This is a genomic window from Geodermatophilus sp. SYSU D01119, from assembly GCF_054049975.1.
Window position 1 is genome coordinate 60,625 of the sequence record NZ_JBJGYL010000019.1, and the last position, 17,172, is coordinate 77,796.

The 17,172-nt window shown below is 75.9% G+C and carries 15 protein-coding genes; 7 read left to right on the forward strand and 8 right to left on the reverse strand.

Annotated features, from left to right (window positions below; translation table 11 throughout):
- Positions 1-51: 51 nt before the first annotated feature.
- From ACI79X_RS15395 to ACI79X_RS15420, 6 genes are all read right to left on the reverse strand, one after another.
- Positions 52-1,551 carry an aldehyde dehydrogenase family protein gene (locus ACI79X_RS15395; protein WP_457026286.1) on the reverse strand — a complete coding sequence of 500 codons (1,500 nt, stop codon included), beginning with the start codon at positions 1,549-1,551 and terminating at the stop codon, positions 52-54.
- The gene (gene folP / locus ACI79X_RS15400) at positions 1,548-2,438 is read right to left on the reverse strand and encodes a dihydropteroate synthase (RefSeq protein WP_457026287.1); all 891 of its coding nucleotides are present in this window, start codon (positions 2,436-2,438) and stop codon (positions 1,548-1,550) included. Before folP ends, ACI79X_RS15395 begins: the two co-directional genes overlap by 4 nt.
- Positions 2,435-3,790: a bifunctional folylpolyglutamate synthase/dihydrofolate synthase gene (locus ACI79X_RS15405; protein ID WP_457026288.1), complete on the reverse strand. Its 1,356-nt coding sequence runs from the start codon at positions 3,788-3,790 to the stop codon at positions 2,435-2,437. Before ACI79X_RS15405 ends, folP begins: the two co-directional genes overlap by 4 nt.
- Positions 3,787-5,583: an aminodeoxychorismate synthase component I gene (pabB, locus tag ACI79X_RS15410; protein ID WP_457026289.1), complete on the reverse strand. Its 1,797-nt coding sequence runs from the start codon at positions 5,581-5,583 to the stop codon at positions 3,787-3,789. Before pabB ends, ACI79X_RS15405 begins: the two co-directional genes overlap by 4 nt.
- The gene (gene folD / locus ACI79X_RS15415) at positions 5,583-6,443 is read right to left on the reverse strand and encodes a bifunctional methylenetetrahydrofolate dehydrogenase/methenyltetrahydrofolate cyclohydrolase FolD (protein ID WP_457026290.1); all 861 of its coding nucleotides are present in this window, start codon (positions 6,441-6,443) and stop codon (positions 5,583-5,585) included. The genes pabB and folD overlap by 1 nt, the downstream gene beginning before the upstream one ends.
- Positions 6,444-6,534: 91 nt before the next feature.
- Positions 6,535-7,398 carry a methylenetetrahydrofolate reductase gene (locus ACI79X_RS15420; RefSeq protein WP_457026291.1) on the reverse strand — a complete coding sequence of 288 codons (864 nt, stop codon included), beginning with the start codon at positions 7,396-7,398 and terminating at the stop codon, positions 6,535-6,537.
- Positions 7,399-7,678: 280 nt separating this feature from the next.
- On the opposite strand from ACI79X_RS15420, the gene ACI79X_RS15425 reads away from it, so the two are divergent.
- From ACI79X_RS15425 to ACI79X_RS15450, 6 genes are all read left to right on the forward strand, one after another.
- Positions 7,679-9,277: an ATP-binding protein gene (locus ACI79X_RS15425; protein ID WP_457026292.1), complete on the forward strand. Its 1,599-nt coding sequence runs from the start codon at positions 7,679-7,681 to the stop codon at positions 9,275-9,277.
- Complete coding sequence (locus tag ACI79X_RS15430) at positions 9,274-9,936, forward strand: response regulator (RefSeq protein WP_457026293.1); 663 nt, start codon at positions 9,274-9,276, stop codon at positions 9,934-9,936. Before ACI79X_RS15425 ends, ACI79X_RS15430 begins: the two co-directional genes overlap by 4 nt.
- A 164-nt stretch (positions 9,937-10,100) precedes the next feature.
- Positions 10,101-10,832 (forward strand): alpha/beta fold hydrolase, encoded by a 732-nt coding sequence (locus tag ACI79X_RS15435; protein WP_457026294.1) that lies wholly within the window; start codon positions 10,101-10,103, stop codon positions 10,830-10,832.
- 1 nt (position 10,833) lies between these two features.
- Entirely contained in the window at positions 10,834-11,112 is a 279-nt protein-coding gene (locus ACI79X_RS15440) for a muconolactone Delta-isomerase family protein (RefSeq protein WP_457026295.1), read from the forward strand.
- 35 nt (positions 11,113-11,147) lie between these two features.
- A complete protein-coding gene (gene ligA, locus ACI79X_RS15445) occupies positions 11,148-11,516 on the forward strand; it encodes a protocatechuate 4,5-dioxygenase subunit alpha (protein ID WP_457026296.1) in 369 nt (122 codons plus the stop codon).
- Positions 11,509-12,366, forward strand: coding sequence for a class III extradiol dioxygenase family protein (locus ACI79X_RS15450; RefSeq protein ID WP_457026297.1), 858 nt, complete (start codon positions 11,509-11,511; stop codon positions 12,364-12,366). Before ligA ends, ACI79X_RS15450 begins: the two co-directional genes overlap by 8 nt.
- Positions 12,367-12,442: 76 nt before the next feature.
- Here the strand turns inward: ACI79X_RS15450 and ACI79X_RS15455 are convergent, their stop codons facing one another.
- Both ACI79X_RS15455 and ligM read right to left on the reverse strand, forming a co-directional pair.
- Entirely contained in the window at positions 12,443-13,801 is a 1,359-nt protein-coding gene (locus ACI79X_RS15455; RefSeq protein WP_457026298.1) for an aminomethyl transferase family protein, read from the reverse strand.
- Between the two features lie 276 nt (positions 13,802-14,077).
- Positions 14,078-15,478, reverse strand: a complete 1,401-nt coding sequence (gene ligM / locus ACI79X_RS15460; RefSeq protein ID WP_457026299.1) for a vanillate/3-O-methylgallate O-demethylase — start codon at positions 15,476-15,478, stop codon at positions 14,078-14,080.
- A 392-nt stretch (positions 15,479-15,870) separates the two neighbouring features.
- On the opposite strand from ligM, the gene ACI79X_RS15465 reads away from it, so the two are divergent.
- Positions 15,871-17,016, forward strand: a complete 1,146-nt coding sequence (locus tag ACI79X_RS15465; RefSeq protein ID WP_457026300.1) for an MFS transporter — start codon at positions 15,871-15,873, stop codon at positions 17,014-17,016.
- The last annotated feature ends 156 nt before the right edge of the window (positions 17,017-17,172 follow it).

Genomic DNA, 17,172 nt, shown 5'->3' on the forward strand with positions numbered 1-17,172 from the left:
GAGGCGACGACGGGCCGGCGGGACGTGGACGCGCCGCCGGCCCGGCGCGACTCAGTGCGCGGCCCCGGCCTCGCGGGTCTCGTCCGCGCCGTGGGCGATCGACCGGGTGTCCTGGAAGGCCCGGACGCCCTCGATGCCCTGCTCCCGGCCCATGCCCGAGGACTTCATGCCGCCGAACGGCGCCCGCAGGTCCAGCCGGGCCGCGCCGTGGTCGTTCACCCAGACGTAGCCGCACTCGAGCTGACCGCCGATCCGGTTGGCGGCGTCGCTGTCCGCCGTCCAGACCGAGGCGCACAGGCCCGCCCACGTGTCGTTGGCCAGGCGGACCGCCTCGTCGTCGTCGTCGAAGGGGAGCACCGGGATGACCGGGCCGAACTGCTCCTGGGTGACCACGCGCAGCGACGGGTCGGGGTCGACGACGACGGCGGGGCGGAGGAAGTTGCCCTCCGCGAACTCCCCGCCGGGCAGCTCGCCGAACTCCAGCACGGTCGCCCCGGAGTCCTTCGCCTCCTCGATGATCTCGGCGACGAAGGCCTTCTGCGCCGGCTGGTGCAGCGGGCCCATCGTGGTGCCCTCGTCCAGGCCGTGGCCGAGGACGGTCCGCTCCAGCCGGGCCGACAGGCCGGCCACCAGCTCGTCCATCCGCGACCGGTGCACGTAGATCCGCTTGGCGTTCATGCAGATCTGGCCGGTGGTGTCGTAGACGGCGCTGAACAGCCGGTCCAGGTGCTCGTCGTCCAGCACGGCGTCGGCCCGGATGATCGCCGGGTCGTTGCCGCCGAGCTCGAGGGTGACCCGGGTCAGGCTCCGCGACGCCAGCTCCATGATCTTCTTGCCGCCGTTGACGCTGCCGGTGAAGCAGACCTTCGCGACGGCGGGGTTCTCGATCAGGCCGGCCATGTCGCTGTCCCGGCCGGTGACCACGTTGAGCACGCCCGGCGGCAGCTTCTCCGCGACGCGCTGCACCAGCCGCGTGGTGGCCAGCGGGGTCGACGGCGGCGCCTTGACGATCACGGTGTTGCCGGCCAGCAGCGCGTGCGGCAGCGACGCGGCGAGGATGGCGATCGGCCAGTTGAACGGCACGATGATCGTCACGACGCCGAGCGGCTGGTGGGCGACGGTGGTCTGGACGGGGATGCCCGGCGCCGGGGGCAGCACCTTCGTCGCCTCCACCTCGTCGGCGAGGGCCAGCGCGAGCTGCCAGCGGATCTCGAACACCAGGGCGTCCACCCAGGCCTCGTGGACGATCTTGCCGTTCTCCAGCGACAGGACGCGGGCGTCCTCGTCCCGCTCGCCGGCCAGGCCCTCGATCGCGGCGGCCATGGCGGCCGCGCGCTCGGTCGCGGGCAGGCGCGACCAGGCCGGGTAGGCCGACCGGGCCGCCGCGACGGCGTCGGCGACGTCCTCCGAGGTCGCCGCGGCCGCGGTACCGACGACGACGCCCGGCCGGGCCGGGTCGACGACCTCGAGCACCTCCGCCGTGGACCGTGCCTGCCCGCCGATGTAGAGCCCCGTCGTGACCGGGGCCGACGTGTCGATCGTGCTCGTCATGCGGATCGATCCCTTCCTGGTTGTCCGTCGTGGGGGGTGTGCGGTCGAGGATCGGGAGCCGGGCGCCCGCTGTCGACGGCCGCGACGACGCGGACCGCGTCCGCGCTCGCCGCCACGTCGTGCACCCGCACGCCCCAGGCGCCCGCGCGGGCGGCCAGCACGGTGGTGGCCGTCGTCGCGGCGTCGCGCCGGCCGGGAGGCGGCGGGGGCCCGCCGGGCGCCGCCAGCACGGCGCCGAGGAAGCGCTTGCGGGACGCGCCGACCAGGACGGGGAAGCCGAGGTCGGTGATCCGGTCCAGCCCGGCCAGCAGCGCGAGGTCGTGCGCGGGCAGCTTCGCGAAGCCGAGGCCGGGGTCGACGACGATCCGGTCGGCCCCCACGCCCGCGGCCATCGCCGCGTCGACGCGCCGGCACAGCTCCCGCCGCACGTCGGCCACGACGTCGCCGTAGGAGGCCTCCGCGTACATGTCGCGGCTCTCGCCCCGCCGGTGCATGAGCACCCAGGGGACGCCGGCGTCGGCGACCACGCGGGCCATGTCCGGGTCCGCGAGGCCCGCGCTCACGTCGTTGACCATCGCGGCGCCCGCCTCGAGGGCCGCCGTCGCCACCGCCGCGCGGGTCGTGTCGATGCTGACCGCGACCCCGTGCCGCGCGAGCGCGGCGACCACCGGCAGGACGCGGCGGCACTCCTCCCCGGCGTCCACGCGCCCGGCGCCGGGCCTGGTGGACTCGCCGCCCACGTCGACGTGGTCGGCGCCCGCGGCCGCCAGGGCCAGCCCGTGCGCGACGGCGGCCTCGGTGGTGGCGTGCCGGCCGCCGTCGGAGAAGGAGTCCGGCGTGACGTTGAGGACGCCCATGACGACGCAGCGGCCGGGCCGGGCGATCACGGCCGGACCTCCGGGTCCCGCGGCCCCGCGCGCAGGAGGCTGCGCGCCTCGCCGGCGGTGACGACGCTGCCGGTGACCAGGACGGCGGTGCCGGCGGCGCCGCCCGCGCGGCGCTGCGCCTCCCGGAGGGCCGCCGGCAGCTCCGGCTCGAGGGTGGTCCGCCCGGCGCCGAGGACGGCCGCGGCGCGCGCGGCGAGGGCGGCGGCCGGCATCCGGCGCGGGGACGTGGTCTCGGTGACCACCACCTCGTCCGCGGCGCCGCGCAGGGCCCGCAGCATGCCGTCGACGTCCTTGCCGTCCAGCGCGGCCAGCACGACGACGAGGCGCCGCACCGAGGGGAGCTCGCGGACGGCGGCGACCGTCGCCGCCGTGCCCGCCGGGTTGTGGGAGGCGTCCACCCACACCCGCGGGGAGGTGCGGACGGTCTCCAGCCGGCCCGGCGAGGTCAGGCCGGCGAGGGCGGCGCGGACGGTCCCGGCCGGCAGGGTGCGGCCCGCGCGGTGCAGGAACGCCTCGGCGGCGACGACCGCGGCGGCCGCGTTGCCGGCCTGGTGCGCGCCGAGCAGGGGCAGGTGCAGGCCGCGGTGGTCGCCGCCCTCACCGCGCAGGTCGAGCAGCTGGCCGTCCTCGCGGGGCACCCGGTGCAGCACCCGGGTGGCCCGGCGGGCGTCCAGCACCGTGGCGCCGACCGTGTGGGCGCGGGCGAGCAGGACCGCGCGCGCGTCCGGCGGCTGGTCGGCGAGCACGGCCACGGCGCCCGGCTTGACGATGCCCGCCTTCTCGCCGGCGATCGTCCGCACGTCGGGCCCGAGGTACTCGGTGTGGTCCAGGGAGACCGGCGTGACCACCGCGACGGTCCCGTCCGCCACGTTGGTCGCGTCCCAGGTGCCGCCCATGCCCACCTCGAGGACGACGGCGTCCAGGCCCGCGCCGGCGAACACCTCGAACGCCATGGCGGTGAGCACCTCGAAGAACGACAGCCGCCCGCAGCGGTCCTCGACGCGCGCGAGCACCGGCCGGAGGCGGGCGTGCACGGCGGCGAAGCCGTCCTCGTCGACGGGGACGCCGTCGACGACGATCCGCTCGCGCACCGACTCCAGGTGCGGGCTGGTGTAGCGCCCGACCCGCAGGCCGGCGCCGCGGAGCAGGTCGTCGACCGCCCGCGCGGTCGTCGTCTTGCCGTTGGTGCCGGTGACGTGGACGACCGGCACGGCCGACTGCGGCCGGCCGAGCGCGTCGGTGACCGCCCGGATGCGGTCCAGCGACGGCTCCAGCCGGCTCTCCGGCCACCGGGCGAGCAGGTCCCGCTCGACCTCGCGGGCCGCCGCGCCGAGCGAGGTCCCCGCGCTCACGGGCGGCCGCCCGTCGACGCGGCTCCCGCCGGCTCCGGGGCGGGGACGAGGTGCGCCGGGCGCCGGCCGCGCAGCGAGTTGAGCAGCGCGACCTCCTCGGCGGCGTGCAGGTCGGCGACGGTGAGCACCCGCTCGGTGAGCTCGCCCCGCTCCAGCAGCCGCGCCCGCTCGACGCCGGGCAGGCAGCCGGAGGAGGTCGGGGGGGTCCACCACCGGCCGCCGAGGCGCAGCGCCAGGGTGGCGGTGGTGGTCTCGGTGAGCTCGCCGCGCCGGTTGACCAGGACGACGTCGTCGGCCTCCGGGTGCCGCAGCGCCCGGGTCAGGTAGACGTCGCGGCGGGTGCTCTTGTGCTGCAGCCACGGGTCGTCCTCGTCGACGGGGTCGTCGCTCAGCGCGAGCCGCACGGCCCCGGCGGGCGGCGGCGGAGGGGGCCCCAGCTCGACGTCGAGCGTGCCGTCGCGGGACAGCAGGAGCCGGACCCGCGCCGGCGCGGTGCGCCCCTCCACCGCGCGGCGCAGGGCCGCGAGGGCCGCCGCGGCGTCGAAGCGGAACCCGGCCCAGCCGGCCGAGTCGGCCATCCGGGCGAGGTGCCGCCCGGCGTTGCGCAGCTCGCCGCCGGCGGTGAGGGCGAGCGTCTCGAGCAGCCGGTGCTCGGTGACGTCGTGCGTGAGGACGGCGGCCTTGGCGTGCAGCTCGGCCCGCTCGCGGGCGGGGTCGGAGTCCCAGGTGATGCCGCCGCCGGCGCCGTAGACGGCCCCGCCGGTGACGCGGTCGACGACGGCGGTGCGGATGGCCACGGAGAAGCGCGCCCGGACCGGGGCCGAGGGCGGGCCGACCAGGCCGACGGCGCCGCAGTACACGCCCCGCGGGGCCGGCTCCAGCTCCTCGATCAGCCGCATGGTGCGCCGCTTGGGCGCGCCGGTGACCGAGCCGCACGGGAACAGCGCGGTGAACAGGTCCAGCAGCGTGGTCCCGGCGGGCACCCGGGCGCTCACCTGCGAGGTCATCTGCCAGACGGTGGGGTAGCGCTCGAGGGCGAACAGCTCGTCGACCACCACGCTGCCGACCTCGGCCACCCGGCCCAGGTCGTTGCGGAGGAGGTCGACGATCATCAGGTTCTCGGCGCGCTCCTTGGCGCTGGCCCGCAGCGCGCGGCTGCGCTCGCCGTCCTCGGCGGTGGTGCGGCCGCGCGCGGCGGTGCCCTTCATCGGGCGGGTCCGGACGACGTCGCCGGTCCACTCGAGGAAGAGCTCCGGGCTCGCGCTGGCCACCACGTGCCGGCCGAGGTCGAGCAGGGCGTTGTGCGCGCCGCGCTGGGCGAGGGCCAGCCGGGCGTAGAGGGCCTCGGGATCGCCGGCGGCGGGGGAGCGCAGCCGGTCGGTCAGGTTGCACTGGTAGGTCTCACCGGCCGCGATGTGCTCGCGGACGACCGCGACGGCGCGCGCGTGCTCGGCGTCGGTCCGGTCGGGCCGCCACGCGGGGCCTGCGGGAGCGGCGTCGGCCGGGGGCCGCACCGGGTCGACCGGGGTGGGCTCGCCGCACAGGCCGAACCACACCAGCGGCGGCCCGCCGGGGTCGGCGGGGCGGCCCGGCAGCCGGGGGTCCAGGCCGGAGGCGGCCTCGTAGGCCACGTACCCGTAGGCCCAGCTGCCCGCCTGCGTGGCGTCGTGCACCTCCCGCAGCACGCCGGCGACCTCGTCGGGGGAGACCGCGGTGAGCACCCGCGACGGCGGCGGGAAGCGCAGCGCCTCCCCGGTGCGCAGGTCGTCGAACCGTGCCCAGGGCGCGGGCATCAGGCCGGGACCCCCTGCTGGACCCGCGCCGCGGTCAGGGTGTTGGCCAGCAGCATGGCGATGGTCATCGGCCCCACCCCGCCGGGCACCGGGGTGAGCGCGTCCGCGACCTCGGCCACCGCCGCGGACTCGACGTCGCCGCGCAGCCCGTCCGCGCCGCGGTGGATGCCCACGTCGACGACGACCGCGCCGGGCTTGACGGCGTCCGCGCCGACGAGGCCGGGGATGCCGGCCGCGACGACGAGCACGTCCGCGCGCCGGCACACCTCGGCGAGGTCGCGCGTGCGGGAGTGGCAGATCGTCACGGTGGCGTTGCGGGCCAGCAGCAGCTGCGCCATGGGCCGGCCCACCAGCACCGACCGGCCGACGACGACGGCCTCGGCGCCCGCGAGGGGGACCTCGTACTCGTCGAGCAGCGCCATGACCCCGGCCGGCGTGCACGGGCGCAGCCCCGGCCGGCCCTGGGCGAGCAGGCCGGCGTTGTCCGTCGTCAGCCCGTCGACGTCCTTCGCCGCGGGGATGCGGGCGACCAGGGCGTCGGCGTCGAGGTGGGCCGGCAGCGGCAGCTGGAGCAGGATGCCGGACACCGCCGGGTCGGCGGCCAGCTCGTCCACGAGCGCGGCCACGGTCTCCTGGTCGGCGTCGGCGGGCAGGTGGCGGTGCAGGTCCGCCATCCCCGCCTCGGCCGACAGCCGGCGCTTGTTGCGGACGTAGACCTCCGACGCGGGGTCGTCGCCGACCAGGACGGTCGCGAGGCCCGGGGCGGTGCCGCCCGCGGCGACCAGCTGCGCCACGCCGGCGGCGACCTCGCCGCGCACCCGGCGCGCCACGGCGGTCCCGTCGATCACCCGTGCGGTCACTGCGCTCCTCCCGGAGGGGCCGGCCGGGCGGTCGCGCCGGCCGGGGACGGCGTCGTGCGCCGTCGTGTGGCGGTGAGGTCAGGCGGTGGGGTCAGGCGAGGTCGGCCAGCACCCGCCGGCGCCACGCCTCGGTCGGCTCGAGGTCGTTGAAGGTGAACACGTGGAAGCCCTCGATGGCGTTGTCCGGCTTCCCGATGTGCGGGGCCAGCCCCTTGATGATCTTGTCCGGGCTGTAGCCGCCGGGGACGAAGAAGCGCCAGAGCAGGTTCTGCTGCTTCTTGAGGAACTTCGCCGACTCGCCGATGCCCAGCCCGCCGGAGACCCGGATCAGCTTCTGCCGGTGCACCGCGCCGGGGACGCCGACGTGCACGGGCAGGTCGATCCCGCGGCGCTTGAGCTCCCGCGCCCAGCGCAGGATGGCCGCCGGGTCGAAGACGATCTGGGTGACGATGTGCGTGGCCAGCGGCGCCTTGTCCACGAGCGCCTGGAACATGACGTCCTCCGACGCGCTCGGGTGGCCCTCGGGGTGCCCGCCGATGCCGATGTCGGTGAAGCCGTGGTCGAGCTCGTGCAGGGCGACGAGCAGGTCGTGGGCGTGCCGGAAGTCGGTGGGGTCCTCGGTCGGGTCACCCCCGACGACGAAGACGTCGGTGATGCCGGCCTCCCGGCAGCGGGCCACGACGTCGGCCAGGTGCGCGCGGTCGCGGACCTGGCGCGCCGACAGGTGGGGGGCCACCGAGTAGCCGTGCGCGGCGAGCGCGACGGCGAGGTCCACGGTCGCGTCCTGGCCCTTGGCGGGGGAGGCCGTCACCGTCAGCCGGACGTCCTCCGGGACGTGCGCGAGGACCGCCTCCTGCGTCTTCTTGAACGGGATCACCTCGTAGCCGAGGCCCTGGAAGGCGTGCCGCAGCGTGGCCCGCGTGGTCGTGTCCCGGACGGCCAGCGAGCGCTTCACGTGGTCTCTCCTCCGACGGTGGGGCCGAACCTGCCGTCGACCATCGTGACCTGCGCCACGCCGGGCCGGGCACGGTGCCATGACGGCACCTCGGGGGCCGGATCGGCAGCCCGGCATGGGTCAATCGTCGCGGTCGGCCGGCCCGGACGGGTGGCGCCGGGGCCTCACGGGGCCTCCCGGGGCCGCGGGCCGTTCCCGCCGCGGGCCGGCGTGTCAGCATTCCCGTGTGGTGAGCCACGTCACGGGCGACCCGGGACGCCCGGGCGGGGAGGAGGACGAGGTGCGACGAGGAGCTCCCGTCGCGGGCGCGGTCACCTCCGCCGAGGAGGTGGTGCGGCGCGCCCCCGACGGCCTGGCGGTGGTCGACGGGGAGGCCCGCTTCGTCGAGGCCAACCCCGCGGCGGTGCTGCTGTGCGGCCTCGACCCCGACGCCGTCGCCGGCGCCCCGTCCCCGTTCCCGGTGCCCGGCGACCCCGCCGCCGCCCGGCCCGGCGAGCTGACCGTGGCGTGGGAGCCGGCCCCCGGGCAGCGGCGGGAGTTCGCCTACGTGCTCGCCCCGGTGCCGGGGGAGGGGCGCTGGGTCGTCTCCTTCCGCGACGTGACGCTCAGCCGGCTGCGCGAGCGGCGGCTCGCGGCGATCGCGAAAGCCGCGTCGAGCGTGGCGTCCAAGCGCTCGCTGGTGGGCACCCTCGAGGCGCTCGCGCAGGAGGTGGCGCGCACCGACGCGCTCGCCGGCGTGCAGGTCCTCACCGTGAACTCCTCCGGCGACCGGCTGCACGTCATGGGCGCCGCGGGGTTCGGGCGGGCGCCGGACTTCTTCGACCGGCTCATGGAGTGCCACGCCCTGGGCGCCGAGCTCAAGATGCTCGAGGCGCTGCGCCGCCGGGAGCCGCTCGTGGTGCCCGACCGGTACGACCAGACGATGCGCGACCCGGCCTGGGCGCCCCTGCACGAGCTGCTGCGCCACCCGCGGTGGGACTGGTTCGTCAGCGTCCCGCTCCTGGCCCGCGGCGAGCCGGTGGGCATCCTCAACGCCTTCTACGCGCCGGGACAGGTCGTCGGCGACACCGAGCTGGAGTTCCTGCTGGCCATGGCCGAGCAGGCGGCCATGGCCGTCGACCACGCCGCGCAGCGGCAGCGGGAACGGGACGTCGCCCGCCGCGAGGAGCGCCAGAAGCTCGCCCGCGACCTGCACGACTCGGTCGTGCAGCAGGTGTTCTCGATGATGATGCAGGCCCGCTCGCTCGGGGTGCTCGTGGAGCGGGGGCTGCCGCCCACCCCCGACCGGGTGGCCCAGGTGGCCGACGACCTCAGCAGCAGCGCCGAGGCCGTGCTGGCCGACCTCCGCGGCATGGTCGTGGAGCTGCGGCCCGCCGCCACGACCGGGAACGGGCTGCACTCGGCGCTGCAGTCGCTCGTCGACACCACGACCGCCCGCACCGGGGTGGCCGTCACGCTCGGGGTGGACGACCCCGGCGACGAGCTGTCCGCGCAGGACGGCGACCTCCTGGAGGACGTCTACCGCGTCCTCGCCGAGGCGCTGCACAACAGCGTCAAGCACGCCGACGCCTCGGCGATCGCCGTCCGGCTGACCGTGGGCCCACGTGGCCGCCGGCGGCGGCTGGTCGCCGAGGTGACCGACGACGGGCGCGGGATGACCGACGCGGACGCCGCCGGGAGCGCCGCCGTCGCCCCCGCTGCCGGCGACTCGACGTCCAGCGGCTTCGGCATGACGGTGATGCGCGAGCGCGCGGCCCGCTGGGGCGGCGCCGTCCGGGTGCGCCGGCCCGCGGCGGGGGGCACGACCGTGCGGCTCACCCTGCCGCTGCGGACCTCGCTCCCCGCGTCGCCGGCCGCCGACCGTACGGTCGCCCCGTGACCGCGCCGCATCCCATCCGGGTCCTCGTCGTCGACGACCACGCCGTCGTGCGCCGCGGGGTGGTGGCCTACCTCGAGGCGCTCGAGGACGTCGAGGTCGCCGCCGAGGCGGGCGACGGGCAGGAGGCGCTCGACCGGCTGGCGCGCGCCGCGGCGCACGGCGAGCTGCCCGACGTCGTCCTCATGGACCTGCAGATGCCGGGCATGGACGGGGTGACCGCGACCGGCGAGGTGCTGCGCCGGTTCCCCGACCTCAAGGTCGTCATCCTGACCAGCTTCGGGGAGACCGAGCGCGTGCACGCGGCGCTGGAGAGCGGGGCCTCGGGCTACCTGCTCAAGGACGCCGGGCCGGCCGAGGTCGACGCCGCCCTGCGCGCGGCCGTCCGCGACGAGGTGTTCCTCGACGCGGCGGTGACCCGCCGGCTCACCCAGGAGATGCGGGCCCCGCGCAGCGGCCTCGGCGCCCTCACCTCGCGGGAGAAGGAGGTGCTGGTGCTGGTGGCCGAGGGCCGGTCCAACAAGGACATCGCCCGCCACCTGGTCATCAGCGAGCGGACCGCCCGCACGCACGTCAGCCACCTGCTGACCAAGATGGGCCTGACCTCCCGGACGCAGGCCGCCCTCCTCGCGGTCAAGGAGGGCCTCGTCCAGCCCCGGTGAGACCCGCCCCGGCAGGAGGAGGACCGGGACGGATGACGTAGCGGGCCCCCGCCGCGGCGGTGGCGCGGCCGTGACATCGGACGGATCCGTCCCCGGGCCGGTCTGCCTAGCGTGGTGGGCCGCGGGGACGCAGCCCCCGGACGACCTCGACGAGGAGGGGGAGCGTGGCCACGTTCGTGCTCGTCCACGGGGCCTGGCACGGTGGCTGGTGCTGGGACCGGGTGGCCCGCCCGCTGCGCGCGGCCGGCCACGAGGTGCACGCCCCCACGCTGACCGGGCTGTCGGAGCGGGCGCACCTGCTCTCGCCGCTGGTGGGCCTGGAGACGCACGTCGAGGACGTCGTCCGGCTGATCGACGTGCTCGGCCTCTCCGACGTCGTCCTGGTCGGGCACAGCTACGCCGGCCAGGTGGTGACCGCCGTCGCCGACCGCCGGCCGGGCGCGGTCGCGCGCCGGGTGCACCTCGACGCCTTCGTGGGCGCCGACGGCGAGGCCGCCCGCGACCTGCTGCCCGAGACCGTGGAGCACCACTGGGCGCAGTCGGCCGCCGAGCAGGGCTTCGGCTGGCTGGTGCCGGTGCGGAGGCTCTCGGTGCTCGGCGTGACCGAGCAGGCCGACGTCGACTGGCTCACCCCGCGGCTCACCCCGCACCCGTGGAAGACCTACACCGACCCGCTCCGGCTGACCGGCGCGGTCGACGCCGTGCCCGCGGCCTTCGTCGAGTGCACCGACTGGATGCGCGTCTTCGCCGCCCAGGCCGACCGCGCCCGCGCGCTCGGGTGGCCGGTGCACGAGATCGCCACCGGCCACGAGGCGATGGTGACCGCGCCCGGCGAGCTGGCCGCGGTGCTGATCGAGATCGCCGGCACCGTGCCGGGCGGCAGCGGAGGAGGCTGACGTGGAGTTCCTGGTCCGGTCGGAGAACCGGCTGCCGGCCGACACCCCGGCGGAACGGCGGGAGGAGCTGCGGGCGGGCGAGCGCGCCCGCGCGATGGAGCTGCGCGCCGCCGGGGTGCTCAAGCGGCTGTGGCGGGTGCCCGGGCGCAACGCGACGATCGGCCTCTACGAGGCCGAGGACCCGGCGGCCCTGCACGACGCGCTCATGTCGCTGCCGATGGCCCCGTGGCTCGACGTCTCCGTCGAGGCGCTGGCCACCCACCCGCAGGAGCGGACGTGACGCGCACACCGGTACGGGAGAGAGGAACCACGGCCATGAGCACCTCCGCCGGCCCCGGACGCCGGGACCTGCCGGGGACCCCCGTGTTCGACGGCGACAGCAGCCGCCGCGGGCTGCGCATGAACAAGCTGTTCATGAGCCTGCGCCACGCCGACGCGCGGGAGCGCTTCGCCGCCGACGAGGCCGCCTACTGCCGGGAGTTCGGCCTGAGCGCCGACCAGGAGCGGGCCGTCCTCCAGCGCGACTGGCAGGCGATGATCGACCTCGGCGGCAGCATCTTCTACGTCTACAAGCTGGCGATGATCGACGGCCGGTCGATGCAGTACCTCGGCGGCGTGTTCACCGGCATGGGCGAGGAGGACTTCCTCGCCGCGATGCGCGCGGGGGGCCGCCGCGATGGCTGAGGTGATCTGGGGCCTCGCGACCTCGCACGTGCCCTCGATCGGGGCCGCGATGGACCGCGGGAAGACCGACGACCCGAACTGGAAGGCGCTCTTCGACGGGTACGCCCCGGCCCGCGCCTGGCTGGCCGAGCACCGGCCCGACGTCGCGATCGTCGTCTACAACGACCACGCCAACGGCATCGACCTCGACTTCGTGCCGACGTTCGGGCTGGGCACCGCCGGGCGCTACGAGGTCGCCGACGAGGGCTTCGGCCGGCGCCCGGTCCCCGACGTCGTCGGGCACCCCGAGCTGTCCCTGCACCTCGTGGAGAGCCTGGTCGACGAGGAGTTCGACCTCACCGTCTTCCAGGAGCTCCAGGTCGACCACGGCTTCACCGTGCCGCTGTCGGTGTGGACGCCGGACCCGGGCGAGGCCTGGCCGTGCCCGGTGGTCCCGCTGCTGGTCAACGTCATCCAGTACCCGCAGCCGACGGCGGCGCGCTGCTACGCGCTGGGGCAGGCGCTCGGGCGGGCGATCCGCAGCTACCCCGAGGACCTCACCGTCGGCGTCCTCGGCACCGGCGGCATGTCGCACCAGCTGGCCGGCGCCCGGGCGGGCTTCATCAACCCGGACTTCGACCACATGTGGATGGAGGCGATCCAGACCGACCCCGCGCGCCTGGCCGCCATGTCCCGCGAGGAGCTGATCCGGCAGGCCGGCTCCGAGGGCATCGAGCTGATCATGTGGCTGGTCATGCGCGGGGCGATGGACGAGCGCATCACCAAGGTCCACTCGGACTACTTCGTGCCCGCCTCCAACACCGCCGCCGGCCTCGCGCTGTTCGAGAACCGGGCGCCGCAGCTCACCTGACGGAGGGCCCCCGTCCTCCCCACCGCTCGCGAGCTCGCGGTGGGCCCCTGGACGGGGGCCGTCCGTCATGTCCCGGTCAGCGGGACCGGTAGGTGTCCCGCGCGTCGTACGGGCACGGGGCGACCGTCGCCCGGATCTCGACCTGCACGTGCTCCTCCACCGCGGGCTTCGCCGACACCGGCTGCTCGCCCCACACGACGACGACCTCGGTGCCGGGCTCCGCGAGGGCGGTGTCGACCGTGGCCAGGGAGACCATCTCGCGCTCGTTGGCGAGGTAGCCGCAGTCCAGCGAGATGCCGACCTGCCGCCCGTCCCGGAGCACGACGTCCTGGTGGTGGGTGGCGTAGCGGGCCTTGGGCATCTCGATGTACTTGGCGCCCGGCCCCGGCCGGAGGAGCGAGCCGATCGCCGCGGTGACGTCCTCGGCGTTCCAGACCAGGGTCACCTTGGTGCGCGGCGGGGCCGTCTGCGCGAGGCGCTCCAGGGCCTCGCGGCCGACGAAGTCGTGGTCGAACCGCACCGTCTTGCCGTAGCCGATGTCGTAGGGCGTCAGGTAGTGGTCGGCGATGTCCGCGGAGCGCAGGCTGCCGCCGAGGGAGCCCACCCTCGCGAGGGGGAGCCACTCGCGGTACTCCCGCATCAGCGGGTGGTCGGAGAACAGCGCGGGCAGCGGGGCGGGGACCCATCCCGACCCCAGGTTGGCGGTCGAGTAGGCCCTCGACCCGACCCGGACGAGCCCGTGGTCCTCCCCGGCGCGCAGCAGGGCGTCGAGGACGGCCTCGCCGTCCTCCCAGGGGCCGAAGAGCTCGAACCCCGGCTGGCCCGCCATGCCGTGCCGCAGGGCGTGCACGCGACGGCCGGCGATGGAGAACTCGGTCATGGAGAAGAACCGCACCTCCGGCACCGCGGTGCCGAGGACCGTCTCCATCAGCGCGGGCGCGGTCGGGCCCTGGAGCTCGTACCGGTAGAACCGCGGCGGGCCGGACCTGCGCACGACGGAGTTGTCGTCGCGCTCGACCTCCGCGTCGTAGCCGCCGCGCTCCAGGTGGAACGTGACCCAGTCGATGACCATCGGGTGGCCCACGAGGTCGAACAGCTCCTCCTCGAGGTGGAAGAGGATGGCGTCGCCGATGAGGTGGCCGTCGGGGTCGCAGGCGACGAACTGCTTGGCCCGGCCCACCCCGAAGCCCGTGAACGTGTTGACGGCCAGGTCGCTGAGCAGGCGCAGCGCGTCGGGTCCCTCGATGAACAGGTCGGTCATGTGGTGCGACTGGTCGAGCAGGGCGCACGTCTCCAGCCAGGACCGCTGCTCGGACCGCCAGTTGGTGAACTCGGGCCGGACCGGGAAGGTGCTCGGCGGGAAGGCCAGGTCGCGCAGCAGCTCGACCGGGCCGTCGGCGCGGGCGAGCGCCGCGGCCAGACTCTCGGTGGACATGACGGGGAGCCTCTCGTCGCGGGGCGGCAGGAGGACCTCCTGCCAGGGGACCGCCGCGGGGCCCGCCGGGCCGTCCTGCGTGCGGCGTGCCCCCACGCTAGGGAGCGCGACTGTGCGGCGGATCACCCCGATGACCTCGCGCGACGTCCGTCCGGGCGCGGTCGCGGCGCGACATGTGACGTAGGCGTCAGCTGGGCCGCCGGGGTCCGGACACGGCCGTGGCCGGGCGACGACGGCGTCGTCACCCGGCCACGGCCGGCGTGCTGGGGGGACCGGTCAGGCGCGCCCGGTGGTGCGCCAGCCGCCCTGGTAGGTCTCCCGCGCCATCTTCGCGTAGGGGACCGGGCTGACGATGGCGCGGACCTCGAACTGCTCGTGCGGCTCGACGGTGGTCTTGCGGCTGCCGCCGTCGGGCTCGCCCCACACCACGCGCACCTCGGCGCCGTGCGGGACGTCGGGGCTGACGGTCGCCAGCGACAGCCCCTTCTTCTCGTTGGCCGAGATGCCGGTGAACATCGAGACCCCGAGCACGGTGCCGTCGGCGTCGAGCACCGAGTCGAAGTTCGACGACCCGTAGTTGGCGTTGGGCAGGTCGAAGAACTGGTACCGGGCGTCCTCCACCTGGTTGGCGAGGAGCTTGGCCAGGTCCTCGGAGTTCCACTCCAGGGTGACCTTGCGGCGCTGGCTGTCCTTGTCCAGGGCCTCGAGGGCGTCCCGGCCGACGAAGTCGTGGTCGAACTTGACGAAGGAGCCGTACCCCAGCTCCCACGGGTTGGTGTAGTAGTCCTCGATGTCGCTCGACACGAAGCTGCCGGCGATGGCGTTGGTGGCCTCGTAGCTGTCGGCGCCGAGCCACTCGCGGTAGGGGCGCAGCTCCTCGCCGGTGTAGATCGCCGGCAGCGGGGAGGGGATCCAGCCCGACTCGAGGGTGTTGGTGGAGTAGGCGCGCGAGCCGACGGGCTCCATGCCGAACTCGCGGCCGGCCTCGAGGATGGCCTCGCGGACCCGGTCGTAGCTCTCGTAGGGGCCCCAGATCTCCAGGCCCGGCGCGCCGGCCATGCCGTGCCGCAGCGTGCGCACCGTCTCGCCGGCGATCGTCATGGTGCTCATGCGGAAGAACTTCAGCTGCTCGACCGTGCCGCCGTTGAGCTTCTCGATGATCGGCCAGGCGTTGGGGCCCTGGATCTGGAAGCGCCACAGGTCGCGGGTGACGGCCTTGCCGTAGGGGCGCGACGGCGACCGCGGGTCGTTGCGGATCTCCACGTCGTAGCCGCCGGTCTCGCCCCTGAACTGCAGCCAGTTGGCGCCGGGCGCGCGGCCGACGTAGACGAACTCCTCCTCGGCGAGGTGGAAGAGGATGCCGTCGCCGATGACGTTGCCGGCCGGGGTGACGGGCACGAACTGCTTGGCCATGTCGACCGGGAAGTTGGCGACGCTGTTGATGCCGGTGTCGGAGATCAGCTTGATCGCGTCCGGGCCGCGCATGAACAGGTTGAACATGTGGTGCGACTGGTCGAAGAGCACGGCGGTCTCCTGCCACGCCTTCTGCTCCCGCCGCCAGTTGGTGAACTCGGAGGGGACGACCGGGTAGATGTAGGCGCCCAGCTGGGAGTTGCGCAGCAGGCCCACGGTGTCGCCGCTCTGGTCCAGGAGCTCCTGGAGGTTCTTCGCAGTCATCTCGGTCCGTTCTCGTCGGTTGTTCCTGCCGCGGGCCGGCGCGGGCCGGGCCGTGCCCGGTGTCGCCGCGAGCGCCCCTGGACGCGCGGGACCCCGGGTCCCGGCACCGTCGCCGCTCGAGCCTAGGACGGCGGTGTGGCCCAGCACACAGTCATCCGTCACCCGGCCGCGGCCGATCCGGCCGGCCCGGCGTGCGTCGGATGGCCGGGGGCGCGCGTCATTTGACGTAGGCGCCCGCGCGCCGGGGATCCCGGCCGGACGGGGGTGGGGCCGGTGGGTGAGGCTGTCGCGGGTCCGGACCGCGGAGGGAGCAGCCTGTGACGCGTCGGCCGCTCGGGCGCGGGAGCCCGCCCGGGGCACCCGCCGGCCCCGACCGGACGTCCTGGGCCGCGGTGGCGGCCCTGCTCGGGGCCGGTGTCGTCGCCGCCGCGCAGATCGGCGGCGCGGCGGCCGCGCTCCCGGTGCTCACGGACGCGTTCGGGCTCGGGTCGGCCACCGCGGCGTGGTACCTCTCGACGGTCAGCGCCCTCGGGGCCGCGGGCGGGGCGCTGCTCGGGTGGCTGGGGCAGGGCCTGGGCTTCGGCCGGCAGGTCCGGCTGGGCCTCGCGGCCATCGTCGCGGCCGACCTCGGGGGCGCGCTGGCCGACTCCCTGACCGGCCTGATGGTGGCGCGGGTGGGGGAGGGCCTCGGGCTGGTCCTGGTCATCCTGGCGGGGCCGCCGCTGCTCGCGGAGGTGTCCGCGCCCCGGCAGCGGCGCCTCGTGGCCGGCACCTGGGGCGCGTACATGCCCGTCGGGTCGGGCCTGGCCGCCCTGCTCGTGCCGGTCGCGATCGGGCTGGTCGGCTGGCGGGGCGCGTCCGTCGCCGACGCGTGCGTGGCCGCGGTCGCGCTCGCGGTCGTCGCGCGCTGGGTGCCGGCGGTCGGCGACCGCCGGCCGACCTCGCCCGCGGGGCTGCTCGGTGCCCTCCGCTCGCGGTCCGTGGTGCTCATCGCGGCGGTCTTCGCGCTCTACGCCGCCCAGTACCTGGCCGTGGTCGGGCTCTTCCCGGCCGCGCTGGTCGCGGACGCGGGCCTGTCGGTCGCCGACGCCGGGCGGGTGGGCGCCCTCGTCTTCCTGGTGAACGCGCCGGCCAACCTCCTGGGCGCCTACCTGCTGCACCGGGGCGTGCCCCTGCGGTGGGTGGTCGCCGGCGGGTGCGCCGGCATGGCGGTCGCGGTCTGGGGGGTGCTCGACCCGTCGCTGCCGGTGGGGCTGCGGATCGCCTCGGCGGTCGCCTTCTCCGGCGTGTCGGGGGTCGTGCCGGCCGCGCTGTTCGCCGGGCTGGCGGCCGTGTCGGGGGGCACCCGGTCGGCCGGCGCCGCCGTCGGCCTGGTGACGCAGGGCTCCGGGGTGGGGCAGCTGCTGGGCCCGCCGCTGGTGGTCGCGGTGGGCGCGGGGCTCGGCTCCGGGGCACCGCAGGCGGCGGTGCTCGTGGGCGTGTCCGGCCTGGTCGCGACCGGCGCGTTCCTGCTGCCGCGGGGCGCCCGGGCCGGCTGAGCACGGCCCCGGCGGGGCCCCGGCGTCCGGGACGGGGGGTCACCGCCGGCCGACCGCGACCGTGGACACGACCTTCAGATCAGATCGTTGACAATCCCCCGAGCCCGTCCGTACGTTGCGGCGCACGCACCGGAGCAACACCCAATGGCGGGAGAT

Excerpts from the sequence above, each read along its gene's own strand:
- ACI79X_RS15395 (WP_457026286.1), bottom strand. The coding sequence starts at position 1,551 with ATGACGAGCACGATCGACACGTCGGCCCCGGTCACGACGGGGCTCTAC.
- pabB (WP_457026289.1), bottom strand. The coding sequence starts at position 5,583 with ATGCCCGCGCCCTGGGCACGGTTCGACGACCTGCGCACCGGGGAGGCG.
- ligA (WP_457026296.1), top strand. The coding sequence starts at position 11,148 with ATGAGCACCTCCGCCGGCCCCGGACGCCGGGACCTGCCGGGGACCCCC.
- ACI79X_RS15450 (WP_457026297.1), top strand. The coding sequence starts at position 11,509 with ATGGCTGAGGTGATCTGGGGCCTCGCGACCTCGCACGTGCCCTCGATC.
- ACI79X_RS15455 (WP_457026298.1), bottom strand. The coding sequence starts at position 13,801 with ATGTCCACCGAGAGTCTGGCCGCGGCGCTCGCCCGCGCCGACGGCCCG.
- ligM (WP_457026299.1), bottom strand. The coding sequence starts at position 15,478 with ATGACTGCGAAGAACCTCCAGGAGCTCCTGGACCAGAGCGGCGACACC.